Annotated in this window: 10 protein-coding genes; 5 read left to right on the forward strand and 5 right to left on the reverse strand. The window is 61.0% G+C overall.

Annotated features, from left to right (window positions below; all coding sequences use genetic code 11):
- Positions 1-157: 157 nt before the first annotated feature.
- Positions 158-2,371: a xanthine dehydrogenase family protein molybdopterin-binding subunit gene (locus tag AB7G19_RS11025; RefSeq protein WP_354241957.1), complete on the reverse strand. Its 2,214-nt coding sequence runs from the start codon at positions 2,369-2,371 to the stop codon at positions 158-160.
- A gap of 4 nt (positions 2,372-2,375) precedes the next feature.
- On the reverse strand, positions 2,376-2,831 hold the full coding sequence (locus AB7G19_RS11030; protein WP_354241955.1) for a (2Fe-2S)-binding protein: 456 nt from the start codon (positions 2,829-2,831) through the stop codon (positions 2,376-2,378).
- 238 nt (positions 2,832-3,069) lie between these two features.
- Here AB7G19_RS11030 and AB7G19_RS11035 point away from each other — a divergent pair, with 238 nt between their 5' ends.
- Together AB7G19_RS11035 and trpC are read left to right on the forward strand one after the other, a co-directional pair.
- Positions 3,070-3,249, forward strand: coding sequence for a hypothetical protein (locus tag AB7G19_RS11035; RefSeq protein ID WP_354241953.1), 180 nt, complete (start codon positions 3,070-3,072; stop codon positions 3,247-3,249).
- A gap of 86 nt (positions 3,250-3,335) precedes the next feature.
- Positions 3,336-4,184 (forward strand): indole-3-glycerol phosphate synthase TrpC, encoded by an 849-nt coding sequence (trpC, locus tag AB7G19_RS11040; RefSeq protein ID WP_441268821.1) that lies wholly within the window; start codon positions 3,336-3,338, stop codon positions 4,182-4,184.
- Between the two features lie 720 nt (positions 4,185-4,904).
- On the opposite strand, the gene AB7G19_RS11045 is transcribed toward trpC, so the two are convergent.
- The gene (locus AB7G19_RS11045; protein WP_441267818.1) at positions 4,905-5,252 is read right to left on the reverse strand and encodes a hypothetical protein; all 348 of its coding nucleotides are present in this window, start codon (positions 5,250-5,252) and stop codon (positions 4,905-4,907) included.
- Between AB7G19_RS11045 and AB7G19_RS11050 the strand changes: the two genes are divergently transcribed.
- The 3 genes from AB7G19_RS11050 to AB7G19_RS11060 all read left to right on the forward strand — a co-directional run bounded on the left by AB7G19_RS11050 (position 5,218) and on the right by AB7G19_RS11060 (position 7,150).
- Complete coding sequence (locus tag AB7G19_RS11050) at positions 5,218-5,430, forward strand: hypothetical protein (RefSeq protein WP_354131776.1); 213 nt, start codon at positions 5,218-5,220, stop codon at positions 5,428-5,430. The genes AB7G19_RS11045 and AB7G19_RS11050 overlap by 35 nt on opposite strands.
- A gap of 268 nt (positions 5,431-5,698) precedes the next feature.
- Positions 5,699-6,436, forward strand: coding sequence for a sensor histidine kinase (locus AB7G19_RS11055; RefSeq protein ID WP_354115939.1), 738 nt, complete (start codon positions 5,699-5,701; stop codon positions 6,434-6,436).
- Positions 6,437-6,523: 87 nt separating this feature from the next.
- Positions 6,524-7,150: a response regulator gene (locus AB7G19_RS11060; protein ID WP_063981767.1), complete on the forward strand. Its 627-nt coding sequence runs from the start codon at positions 6,524-6,526 to the stop codon at positions 7,148-7,150.
- A gap of 516 nt (positions 7,151-7,666) precedes the next feature.
- Here the strand turns inward: AB7G19_RS11060 and AB7G19_RS11065 are convergent.
- Together AB7G19_RS11065 and AB7G19_RS11070 are read right to left on the reverse strand one after the other, a co-directional pair.
- Positions 7,667-10,795, reverse strand: coding sequence for an efflux RND transporter permease subunit (locus tag AB7G19_RS11065; protein WP_441267819.1), 3,129 nt, complete (start codon positions 10,793-10,795; stop codon positions 7,667-7,669).
- Positions 10,792-12,036 carry an efflux RND transporter periplasmic adaptor subunit gene (locus AB7G19_RS11070; protein WP_441267820.1) on the reverse strand — a complete coding sequence of 415 codons (1,245 nt, stop codon included), beginning with the start codon at positions 12,034-12,036 and terminating at the stop codon, positions 10,792-10,794. The genes AB7G19_RS11065 and AB7G19_RS11070 overlap by 4 nt, the downstream gene beginning before the upstream one ends.
- Positions 12,037-12,053: the final 17 nt, after the last annotated feature.

Here is a 12,053-nt window from a genome sequence, read left to right on the forward strand (position 1 = left end):
GCCATGCCGTTCGTACCACTGAACCTCGCCTCTCGCCATTAGGCGAAATTTGGACTTGCGGAGAACGCGAATGTTCCAATAGCCATTATGTTCCGGGACTTTAGTTCCCGACCGTTATCCCGTGCGCGCTACAACGCGTGCGGGATGACGGGAAGGATTAAGACGACGACTTCAACGAATTCGTATCGATCGGCAGGCTGCGCACACGCTTGCCTGTTGCGGCGAAGATCGCATTGGTCACTGCAGCACTGACAATGGCCGTCGGAGCTTCACCAACGCCACCCGGAGCCTCCGCGTTCTTGATCAAGTGTGTCTCCACCACCGGTACCTCGTCGATACGCATCGGCAGATAGTTGTCAAAATTGCTCTGCTCGACCCGACCATCTTTGAACGTGATCGAGCCATGAAGCGCGGCCGTCAGCCCGAAAAGCGTTCCTCCTTGAACTTGGGCTTCGATCGTATCGGGATTAACGTACATTCCGCAGTCAAGCGCACAGACGATCCGCTTAACTTTGACGGAGCCATCGGCCGCTACTTCGACCTCGGCGACCTGCGACGTGTAACTTCCGTATGCGAATTGTACTGAAATTCCGCGGCCATGCCGCACGGGAAGGGGTGATGCCCACCCCGCCTTTTCCGCCGCAAGCGATAAAACAGAGAGTGCTCGCGGATTGTGGCCAAGCAATCCCTTGCGGTAGGTGACGGGATCCTGCTTCGCGGCGTGAGCGAGCTCATCTATGAAGCTTTCGACCACAAAAACATTGTGAGTCGGTCCGACGCCGCGCCACCAAGACGTCCGGACACCAGGGGGCTCGACCCGGACAAAGTCGACGTGGATATTGGGCAGAGCATAGGGCGGCTCGGCCGCCGCTTCGACGGCATCGGGGTCCAATCCGTCCTTGACGTAAGGGGGATAATAGCGAGCCATGACTGAGGAGCCGGTGATCCGATGCGTCCAGGCAACCGGCTTGCCGGCCGCGTCAAGTCCGGCCGACAGCCTATCGAGATAGTACGGCCGATACATATCGTGCTGGATATCTTCCTCGCGGCTCCAGATCACCTTCACCGGGCCATCGACGTGCTTGGCGATCTTGACGGCCAGCACCGTGCCATCGGCCTCCAGCCTTCGGCCGAAGCCACCGCCAATCAGATGATTGTAAATTTTGATTGCGTCCTTTGGCAGGCCGGTGAGTGCGGCCACCAGAGACTGCGTGATCGTAGGCGCCTGCGTCCCGACCCAGATATCGCAGCGATCCTTCCGCAGGTGGACTGTGCAGTTCATCGGCTCCATCGCCGCATGGGCTAGGAAAGGCACCTGATAGATCGCGTCAACTCGTTGCGCCGCGACAGCAAGGGCCTCCTCTGCATCACCATCGTTACGGGCAACCGCCCCTGGTTTCTTGGACTCCTCCTCCAGCTGCTTGACGATATCGGCGTTGCTGACCTTGCCGTTGGGCCCATCGTCCCACGTGATGGCGGCGGCCTCGAGCCCCTTCTTCGCCGCACCCATGTGATCCGCCACCACGGCAACAGCTTCATCGATGTTGACCACCTGCCGGACGCCCTTCACCGCCAGCGCGGCTTTCTCGTCCACCTTTTTCGCTTTGCCACCGAGCACGGGCGAAATAGCAACCGCTGCAACCTTCATACCCGGCAGTCGCGTATCGATGCCGTAGAGCGCGCGCCCATCGACCTTTATCGATGAATCCAAGCGCCTGGCACGCGTGCCAATCAAGGTGAAATCTTTCGGGTCCTTCAATTTGACGTTTGCCGCCGGCGGCACGGGCAATTTCGCTGCGGCCGTCGCAAGTTCGCCGTAGCTTAGATGCTTTGCGCCTGACGCGTCGAAGACGATGCCGCCCTTGGCGCGGCAGGTCACCGGATCGACATTCCAGCGCTTTGCGGCTGCCCCGATCAGCAGACTGCGACCTACTGCGCCTGCCTGACGCAGCGGTGTCCAGAACGCTCGGACAGAGGCGGAACCACCTGTATTTTGAATGCCTATGATCGAGTTGACGTAAAGCGCGTGATTTGGCGGCGCATGCTGAACCTGAATTTGGTCAAGCGTCACCTCCAGTTCTTCAGCGAGAAGCATCGAGAGCGACGTGTAGACCCCCTGTCCCATCTCGACCATCGGCATGACCAGCGTCACGGCGCCCGTTGGATTGATCCGTATAAATCCATTCGGCGCGAAAGTACCCGTGACCTCGTTTTCGACCACCTGCACCTGCGAAGTGGACGCCGCGAAGACGGAGCTCGTGCTGGCGCCGGTCAGCGAAAAGCCGAGCAGCAAACCTGTGCCCTGAAGGAAGGCGCGCCGTGACACGCCTGTTTCTTCGGCGACCTGCTCCCTCAAAATTGGTCCATTCATGATCTCAAACTCCAGCAGCCAGCCTGATCGCGGCGCGGATGCGCTGATAGGTGCCGCATCGGCAGACATTCCCCGACATGGCGGCGTTGATGTCGCCATCCGTCGGCTTCGGCATGTCTTTCAGGAGCGCCGCCGCCGACATGATCTGGCCGGATTGGCAGTAACCGCACTGCACCACCTCGAGCTCCAACCACGCCTTCTGTACAGCTGCGCCCTGCGGCGTCTGGCCGATCGCCTCGATCGTGGTGACCGCGCTGTCCCCAATGCTGTCGATCGTTGTCTGACAGGAGCGGACCGGCTGGCCGTCGAGATGCACAGTGCAGGCGCCGCACAGCGCCTGGCCGCAGCCGAACTTGGTTCCGGTCATGCCGAGCACATCGCGCAGCACCCACAGCAATGGAACGTCACCGTCGACATCGACCTCATGGGGTGTACCGTTGATTTTCAACGTGAATGCCATGCGTGCCTCCTGAGCGCGTTGGGAGTGAGGAGTGAGTGGACGAGCACCCACGCATTGGTCGTCCTCGACAGGATCAAGTCGCCCGATACGGCCTATTCCGGCAGATGCGACGGATTGAGGTTGCGCGGGGCGTTACTCGATGAATCTCCGATAGCGACGCCCATTGATCGCAGCGCGGGACGAAATCTTCCAATAGCCGGCATGTATGGTTTCCATAGCAGCGGGGAATACTGCTGCGATGGTGCTGTCCGCCAAAGGCATCGCACTGCGCGGCGAGCAGGCGCGGGCTCATTCAGCTTCGACAATTGCTTCCAAGAGCGAAAGTGACGCGCGCATTTGGCGCATTGATCGGCGGCGCGAGCGTTATAACGAGCTCGCGCATGCGCACCAACGCGAAGGGCTAATAAAGAGGAAGTGAGTAAGCGTCGATAATGATTGATTTGTACCGACCGCCGAAACAACGCAGATGGTCGAATGACAGGTAAGTCCACGAACAGGTCGATGATGTCAGACATCTTGAAGAAAATCGAAGCCTATAAGCGCGAGGAGATTGCCGCCTCCAAGCGTGCTCATTCCTTCGCGAGCATCGATGCACGCGCCAAGGCGGCGGCGCCACCGCGCGGCTTCGTCCGCGCGATCAAGGAAAAGCATGGCGGCGGTGACTATGCGCTGATTGCTGAGATCAAGAAGGCTTCGCCATCGAAGGGCCTCATCCGCGCCGATTTCGATCCGCCGGCCCTGGCAAAGGCTTATGAGGCCGGGGGCGCGGCCTGCCTCTCGGTGCTGACCGATACTCCGTCGTTCCAGGGGCATCTCGACTTCATGGTTGCGGCACGCGCGGCGACCAATCTGCCGGTGCTGCGCAAGGATTTCATGTTCGACACCTATCAGGTCGTCGAAGCCCGCGCTCACGGCGCCGACTGCATCCTGATCATCATGGCCGCTCTCGATGACGCTGCCGCCAAAGATATTGAGGACGCCGCCATCGCGCTTCAGATGGATGTGCTGGTCGAGATCCACGACCGAGCCGAACTCGAGCGGGCGCTGAAACTCCGCTCGCCGATGGTCGGCGTCAACAATCGCAATCTCCGTACCTTCGAGACCACGCTCGCGACCAGCGAGGCGCTAGCGCCGCTTATCCCGGAGGAGCGGCTGATGGTCGGGGAAAGCGGCATCTTCACGCCGGACGATCTGACCAGGCTCGAGCGTGTGGGAATGTCGACCTTTCTGGTCGGCGTGAGCCTGATGCGCCAGCCCGATGTGACGGCGGCAACCCGCGCGCTGCTGGTGCGGGACACGCCGGCGACGGCGGCGGGAATACGTTCCAGCCGAGTCGCACCATCCTCTCAATAGGCGACTGCATCTGGGGGGCTGCTGTGGGTCCCCGACTTGAGCCTACCGTTCGACGAGCTGCCGGGTTCAGGCGGACGATCGGAGCGAATATCGCAGATTTGCTGCGGTTTCCTGACTCGAACCCCCGACGCTAGTCGTTGACGCACCTGCGTTAAGGCGGGTTACGCAGGGGCCGTTGTCGTTAGTAGTGCGACGAATATGAGGGGCAGGTGGAGGCGCGAAGGCGGCTAATGCCTTCATAGTGCCGCGAAGCCACAGCGCCGAGACTTGCCCGGTTAGCTGACCACCGATTGACCACCGAACCGCCCTGAACAAACAGCGATAAAGGTGGTCAACCAGGAGCGAAGTTCACTGTTTTTGTTGAACTTTTCGGTTGCTACTTACGTTCGGGACGCAAGGGGCGCGCGTGCTGGGCGCGCGATCAAGCGATTTACATTTCGGCCATAACGTATTGATTTTGCTAGTGCTGTTTTGGTTGCCTTTTACAGCTAAGTGCCTGAAATCTCTTTTAGAGAATGAGACTCTTAATCAGCGGGTCCCAGGTTCGAGCCCTGGTGCGCCCACCATATCGAAAGCCCTATTAGCGCAGGGTTTTTCCATTTCAGGCGACAGAGCAAAGCGCGTATCGTGCGACGCTTTTGGTGGTCGGACATCGCAGCGTGCGTCGACTTGGCGATGTTCGCGAGATGTTCTTGCTGGTTCGCATCACCGTCGCGCTCGTCATCTCGCATGGTCGCCAGTATCGTCCATGACCTGTCGCACGCCCACAAGAGCGTCGCGTTTCGTCGCAGTTGTGACGTTTCGCTGGCCGACGTCGAGGATGTCCCTGGCGAGATGGGCGCACAAAAACGCTGCCAGCGCCGTGACCATCATGTAGACCGGGACTGGCCAGCTTGCGTCGCCACTCCACTGCACCAGCAGCGTCGAAATCAGTGGCGTAAAGCCGCCGACGACAGCGCCGCTGACTTCTTTTGCGAAGACGAGACCAGTGTAGCGGATCCGCGTGTCGAACAGCTCCGAATAGAACGCCGCGATGGATCCGGAGATCGATGCGACGCCGAAAGACAAGCCGACGATGCCTCAGTTGATTTCCGAATTACGGAATTTCAAAGAGGTGGCCCGGGCGGAATATGGAAAGACGTCTTACCTAAACAGCGGCGGACTGTTCTGCGGCGCAACACCCTCGCCGGGCCGCTCGATTGCTGCCGCCGCCGTCAAGCGGGCGATGACACAGCGCGCAGATTGACGGACGCGTCTTCATAATCGCGTTTTTCGCCGACCCGCATGCTGCTCCTTACCTGCAGCTCCTTGATTTGAATCAGGGAGCATCGCGCCAAATTTGGGATGCTCGGCACACGACGGGGATTGGCTGCCTAGAGGATTTCTACGTAGTGGCTTATACTGATTGCGTGGTCGGTGCGTCGCGGCGGTAGGCTAAATTTATCGGAGAGTTGTCTGCATGTGCCAGGAAACTAGCGGTGCGAAAGATAGCACTGCAGGAAGGCGAGTGTATCATGTCCCTTCAGGAGACACCGGTCAGCCGACATGTTCGAAATGCCTCCGGAGGATCGAGGCATGCGCGCAAGGCGAATTCCGAACGGCTCGCTCTGCAGGAAGAAGTTCATCGTCAAATTGCTTCGGAGCTTCACGATTCAACGTGCCAGCATCTGGTGGCGGCGAGCCTCATTCTGATGCAAGTAAGGAGTGCGCTAGGCGATCCTCTGAAGGCGACGAGACATTGCGATCAGCTCGACATCTCGATCGATCGCGCTATGAAGGAATTGCGGTCTCTCACATATCTGCTTCACCCTCAGGACCTGTTTGAAGGAGGGCTCAGGACGACAATCGAGCAATTCGCAGAAGGGCTCGCAGCCCGAACGCCGCTGAATATTGAGGTCTCGATATCGTCCGCGGTCGACGGCCTGCCATACGGGGCGCAGCGAGCGTTGCTGAGAATTGTTCAGGAGGCCCTGACGAACGTTTACCGCCACGCCAAGGCGACACAGGTCGTCATAACTATCGGGACGAGGGACAGGAAGTTCAAGCTCGAGGTCCGAGACGACGGACAAGGCATGGTCGCTGCAGATGGCGCATGCCGCTTTCGTCCGTGGGCACCCGGAGCGGGAATCCGTATCATGCGAGCTCGATTGCAAGAGATGGGAGGGCAGCTTGAGATATTATCGGCACCCACAACGCTGCGGCGCGGTACCATCCTGCGCGCGACCTTTCCATGCGCACTTGCGCGCGAGTGAGATAGCCCGGTTGGAGATGCTGCTCAAACGCAGCGCCCATAGCTCGTCCAGGTTCTCTTGCGACAAGATCATCGAGGCAGCCCTCTCATGAAACGAATTCTCATTGCTGATGATCATGATGCTGTTCGATCCGGGCTACGGGCGGTCCTCGAGCAGCGGCCGGGTTGGATGATTGTCGCCGAGGCGTCCGACGGAAGATCGGCATTTGAGGCCGCTCTCAAAGAGCGGCCCGATGTTGCGATCGTCGACTTCTTCATGCCGCGCATGACGGGACTGGAAATAACTCGAGGAATAAAAAAACATCTCCGCGAAACTGAGGTGCTGATCTTTACCGCGCACGAATCCGGAGTGCTGGCTCAAGAGGCGCTTCAGGCGGGTGCGCGCGCGTTCCTGGTCAAGTCGGACGCAAACAAGCTGCTGTTGGCTGCCGTTGAAGCGCTAATGGCACGTAAGCCATTCGTTGGCGGACGATTTTGTGGTCAGTCGGGTCGAGAAGACGAAGCCGGCGAGGGGCATGTGAAGCTGTCTCCGCGAGAGCGGCTCGTTGTCAAGCTCGTGGCCGAGGGGTACAGCAACAAGGGTATCAGCGCGATGCTGAGCTCAAGCGTGAAGACCACGGAAACGCATCGGGCGTCGGCCATGGGAAAACTGGGGGTCAATTCGATAGCTGGACTGGTCCGCTACGCGATCCGAGCTAAATTGATTGAAGAGTGAACGAAATCAGCGGCTGCCGGCCCGCCGCGCTTCGCAACCGATCGCGGCGGTGAAGCAGAGCTGATCGCTGCGGAAGCGCAGCTCTGCCCTCCGCAAAGGGATCGCGGACGATCACCTCCACCGCCACCCGCAATGGCGGCGACCGCGATGCCACCAGCAAACCCAACGGCGCCTGCGCGGTCGCGACCGCCCCCAACCGGGGCCATGCGGAGGACCCCACTGCGCCTGCGTCGCGATATCCGTGGTTATCGCGGCCTGTCCCAGATTTGCGGCGACCGGCATAGCCTCCGCTGTCGCAATGAAACGAACGCCGATTGCGCCGACAGCTGCGGCGGCGACGGCGCCCTGCGCAAAACCAAGGAAGGCACGACGTGTGGGAGCGTTCATTGTTCTTCTCCTCTCTTCTTGTCACGCAGTTTCAAGTACGGACTACGGTAGCGGGGAACGGCAACGCCGGCATCCAACGAAACCCTGAGCAACAGGCTCGGCGTATTCCCGCCGTCCTGGATACTCGGGTCATGTGGTTCGCGCCGGGACCGGTCGTGCCTTCGCGCGCTCGCGCAGGCGCTGAAACGTGACGTAGAGCATCGGCACCATAAAAATCCCGATTGAGCTTGCGGCGAGCATGCCGGCAAAGACAGCGGTCCCGACCGCCCTGCGGCTCAGCTCGGCGGCGCCGGTTGCGAGCACGAGCGGGAGGAGTCCGAGAATGAAGGCAACCGAGGTCATCATCACCGCGCGGAACCGCATATGCGCCCCCTGGATCGCGGCCTCCGCAAGCTCTGTGCCGGCTTCCCGTCGCTCCTTCGCGAATTCCACGATCAGGATGCCGTTCTTGGCGGCAAGCGCGATCAGCACCACGAGGCCAATCTGGCCGTACAGATCGAGATTGAGGCCGGCGATTTTAATACCGATATATGAGCCTAGAACGCCGACAACGACGGAGAGCAGCACCGGGATCGGGATCACCGTGCTCTCATACAGCGCCACCAGGAACAGATAGGCGAACAGCACGGCGAGCGCGAGCACCACCCCGGTTTGTCCTGCTGCCTGTTGCTCCTGATAGGCGGTGCCGGTCCACTCGAAACTGTAACCTGCAGGCAGCACGTTGTTGGAGATCTCTGCCATCGCTGCCATCGCGGTGCCGGACGAGACGCCTGGCGCCGGGCTGCCGTTCACCGTCACTGAACGATAATTGTTGTAGCGGGTAATGACCTGAGGCCCGGTTACGATCTTGATACCGGCGAGCGACCGCATCGGAACCATCTGACCGGTGCTATTGCGGACATAGATGCGCCAGATATCGGAAAGGTCGGCGCGATCGAGCGCCTCCCCCTGCACATTGACCTGCCAGGTGCGTCCATAGAGGTTGAAGTTGTTGACGTAGATGCCGCCCAGCGTCGCCTGAAGGGCCGTGAAGATATCGCTGATGGTCACGCCAAGTGCCTGCGCCTTGCGTCGATCGATGTCGAGATAGATCGATGGATTGGTCGCGGTGAAGGTCGAGAACACTCGCGTCAACCGCGGATCGGCATTGGCCGCTCCGATCAACGCACCCGTGACACTGGAGATCGCGGCGGGGCTCTGTCCTTCCAGCGCCTGGAGCTGGTACTCGAACCCGCCTGAGGTGGAGAGTCCGATGATCGGCGGCATATTGAACGGCAGTACATTGGCCTGCCGGATTTGCGCGCCGGCTGCGTAAGTCTGCCGGATCAACGCCTGCACCGAATCCGCGGCCGCCTTGCGATCGGCAAACGGCTTCAGGCGCGTCACCACCAGCGCGCTGTTGGGCTCGGACGCCCCGTCAAGCAGGGAGAAACCGATGATGGCCAGAACATGGTCGACGGCCGGCATCTCCTTCAGGACGTCCTCGATCTGCTTGGTGACTTCACTGGTCCGCGCAACGGATGCACCGTCCGGCAACTGCACCGAAGTGAAGAAAGCGCCCTGGTCTTCCTCGGGGAGGAACCCTGTCGGCGTCAGGTGCGACATCCCGAAAATGCCGGCTGCGAACACGGCGACCAGGATGAGGGAGAGACTGGCCACGCGCAGCAGCCGTCGTACGCCGCTGCTATAGCGATCGCGGATCCAGTCAATGCCGCCAAGAACGTGGCCGATCATGCCGCGCCGGGGTCCAGTATGCCGCAGGAACAGCGCGCACAAGGCGGGCGACAAGGTCAGCGCATTCAGTGCCGAAATCATCATGGCGGCGCTGATCGTCACCGCAAATTGCCGAAACAGCGTGCCGGAAATGCCGGGAATGAAGGCGATCGGAACAAAGACGGAGAGCAGCACCAACGTGATCGCGATGATCGGTGCCGTGATCTGCGTCATCGCCTTCTTGCTTGCCTCGACTGGCGAAAGATCCGGTTCCTCCTCCATCACTCGCTCGACGTTCTCCACGACGACGATGGCGTCATCCACGACGATGCCGATGGCGAGCACCATTGCGAGCAGTGACACGGTATTCGCGGAATAGCCAAGCATCAGCAGCACCGCGAAGGTGCCGACCAGGCTGACCGGTACGGCAATGGCTGGTATCACCGTGGCCCGAAGGTTACCGAGGAACAAATAAACCACGATCACGACCAGGACGAAGGCCTCTCCCAGTGTCCGCAGAACCTCCGAGATGGTGTCCCGTACGAAGCTCGTGGAATCGTACTGCACGAGATAGCTCAACCCCGTCGGGAATCGCTTCGATAGCCGCTGCATCGTCGCCGCGACCGCCTGCGCCGTCGTCACGGCATTGGCGCCCGGCGCCAGATAGATCGCGAGAGGCACCGCGGCGCGCCCGTCGATCCGCGCTTCGCTGTCGAGGTTCTGCGCGCCAATCTCGACCCGGGCGACGTCCTTGACGAGCAGCGTCGAACCATCCGGGTTGGCGCGCAGCACGATATTGGCGAACTGGTCGACCGTCGCGAGCCGTCCCAGGGTCTGGACGTTGAACTGGAATTGCTGGTCGTCGCTGATTGGACGCGCGCCGATGCGGCCGACCGGCGCCTGGACGCTTTGCGTTCGAATTGCCGTGATCACGTCCGAGGGCGTGAGATTGAGGCTGGTCAGCCGCTGCGTATCGAACCAAATCCGCATCGAGTAGTTCATCTTGGCGAACAGGTGAGCTTGGCCGACACCGGGCGTGCTGGAGATCGCGTCGAGTATGTTGATGATCGCGTAGTTGGTGATGAACAGCGGATCTTGCTGGCCGTCGGCACTGTAAAGCACCAGAAATTGCAGGATCGCCGACGATTTCTTTTGCACGGTCACGCCCTGCTGCTGCACCTCGGTGGGCAATTGCGACAGCGCGCTCTGCACCCGGTTGTTAACATTGACGGTGTTGATATCGGGATCGGTGCCAAGTGCAAATGACACCGTCAGGGTGTAGCTGCCGTCGTTGCCGCTCGTCGATTTCATATAGAGAGCTCGATCGACGCCGATCACTTGCGCTTCGAGCGGTTGAGCGACGCTGGCCTCCACGACCTCGGCAGACGCGCCGGGGAAGGTTCCGGCAACCGTGACCTGCGGTGGCACAATGTCCGGAAATTGCGCCACCGGGATCCGTGTCAGCGCGAGCGCACCTGCAATGGTGATGATGAAGGCCACGACCATCGCAAGTCGCGGGCGATCGATGAACACGGCGGACATCATGGCTTTTTGTCCCCCGGGCGCGGATCAGTTGAACCGCCATGGTCCGGCTGCGAAGGCGCGTCGCCTGTGCCGGCCTTCATGCTCGACTGGATCAGCGCGCTCGCCGGGCCCGGAGAAACCGCCTGACCCGGACGAACTCTTTGCAGGCCTTCGACGATGACCTTGTCGCCCGCCGCGAGGCCGCTGATGACGGAGGCGATGGTGGGCGTCGATTGCCCCAGCTTGACGCGGCGTTGTTCGGCCTTATCGCCGGCGCCAACGGCGAGGACATAGTCACCCTGCTGGTCGGACAGCACCGCCGAACGCGGGACCGCCAACACTTCGATGGGCTGGACACCTTCCAGCAAGACCGTGACGAACTCGCCGTCAGTCAGTTCGTGAACGGTTACGCCCGCGGCGGACGGCGCGCGCAGGATCGGGTTGGCGATCTCGCCGCGCACGGTGATCGTGTCCGTGTTCTGGGCGATGGTGTTGTCGACAAAATCCAGCTTGCCGGACTTGCCATACATGCGGCCATTGGGCAGCCGCAGCCGGATCACCACGGCTTCCAAGCCTCCCTGCGGACCATAGCGTTCGCGTAGTTCGAGCCCCTGGCGCAACGGCACCGGGAAGGTGACGTACATCGGATCCTGGCTGACGATCGTGGTCAGGACGCCCGAGCTGGGACCGACGACATTGCCTTCGGTCACGGCCGTACGTCCGATCTTGCCGTCGATCGGCGCGCTGATCATGGTGTAATCGAGGTTGATCTGTGACGCATCGACTTGTGCCTGCGCGGCCTGGACCTGGGCTTCCAGGCTGCGTTGGTTGGCGATCGCCGCGTCGTAGGTCGATTGCTGACCGGCCGGCCCGCTGAGCAGCGTACGCGCCCGGTCGGTCGTCAGCTTGGCGTTCTCGAGCATCGCTCGGAGCTGGGCCACCTGCGCCTGCTTTGACGCGAGATCGGCCTCGAACGGACCGCGCTCAAGCCGGTAAAGCGGGTCGCCCTTCTTGAGCTCGGCACCCTCGACGAACAACCGCTGCTCCAGGAATGCGGTGACGCGAGCCACGACATTGACGCGATTGACCGCCTCGATCCGCCCGAGAAATTCGTTGGTCTCGGTGATCGGTCGTCTGATCGCTTCCACGATGCCGACAGCGGGCGGAGGGCCTGCGGCTGGCTGTGTCCAGCCCGTGCCGCCAGCGATGAATGTCAGGAAACCCGCCGCCAGCATCCTGACCGAGACGTCCGCAAGGTCCATTTTCCGCTCCTTGCTCC

Origin of the sequence: Bradyrhizobium sp. 215_C5_N1_1, assembly GCF_052075935.1 — a bacterium.
Classification (GTDB): domain Bacteria; phylum Pseudomonadota; class Alphaproteobacteria; order Rhizobiales; family Xanthobacteraceae; genus Bradyrhizobium; species Bradyrhizobium barranii.

Excerpts from the sequence above, each read along its gene's own strand:
- AB7G19_RS11060 (WP_063981767.1), top strand. The coding sequence starts at position 6,524 with ATGAAACGAATTCTCATTGCTGATGATCATGATGCTGTTCGATCCGGG.
- AB7G19_RS11070 (WP_441267820.1), bottom strand. The coding sequence starts at position 12,036 with ATGGACCTTGCGGACGTCTCGGTCAGGATGCTGGCGGCGGGTTTCCTG.
- trpC (WP_441268821.1), top strand. The coding sequence starts at position 3,336 with ATGTCAGACATCTTGAAGAAAATCGAAGCCTATAAGCGCGAGGAGATT.
- AB7G19_RS11055 (WP_354115939.1), top strand. The coding sequence starts at position 5,699 with ATGTCCCTTCAGGAGACACCGGTCAGCCGACATGTTCGAAATGCCTCC.
- AB7G19_RS11030 (WP_354241955.1), bottom strand. The coding sequence starts at position 2,831 with ATGGCATTCACGTTGAAAATCAACGGTACACCCCATGAGGTCGATGTC.
- AB7G19_RS11025 (WP_354241957.1), bottom strand. The coding sequence starts at position 2,371 with ATGAATGGACCAATTTTGAGGGAGCAGGTCGCCGAAGAAACAGGCGTG.
- AB7G19_RS11035 (WP_354241953.1), top strand. The coding sequence starts at position 3,070 with ATGGTGCTGTCCGCCAAAGGCATCGCACTGCGCGGCGAGCAGGCGCGG.
- AB7G19_RS11050 (WP_354131776.1), top strand. The coding sequence starts at position 5,218 with ATGGATCCGGAGATCGATGCGACGCCGAAAGACAAGCCGACGATGCCT.
- AB7G19_RS11065 (WP_441267819.1), bottom strand. The coding sequence starts at position 10,795 with ATGATGTCCGCCGTGTTCATCGATCGCCCGCGACTTGCGATGGTCGTG.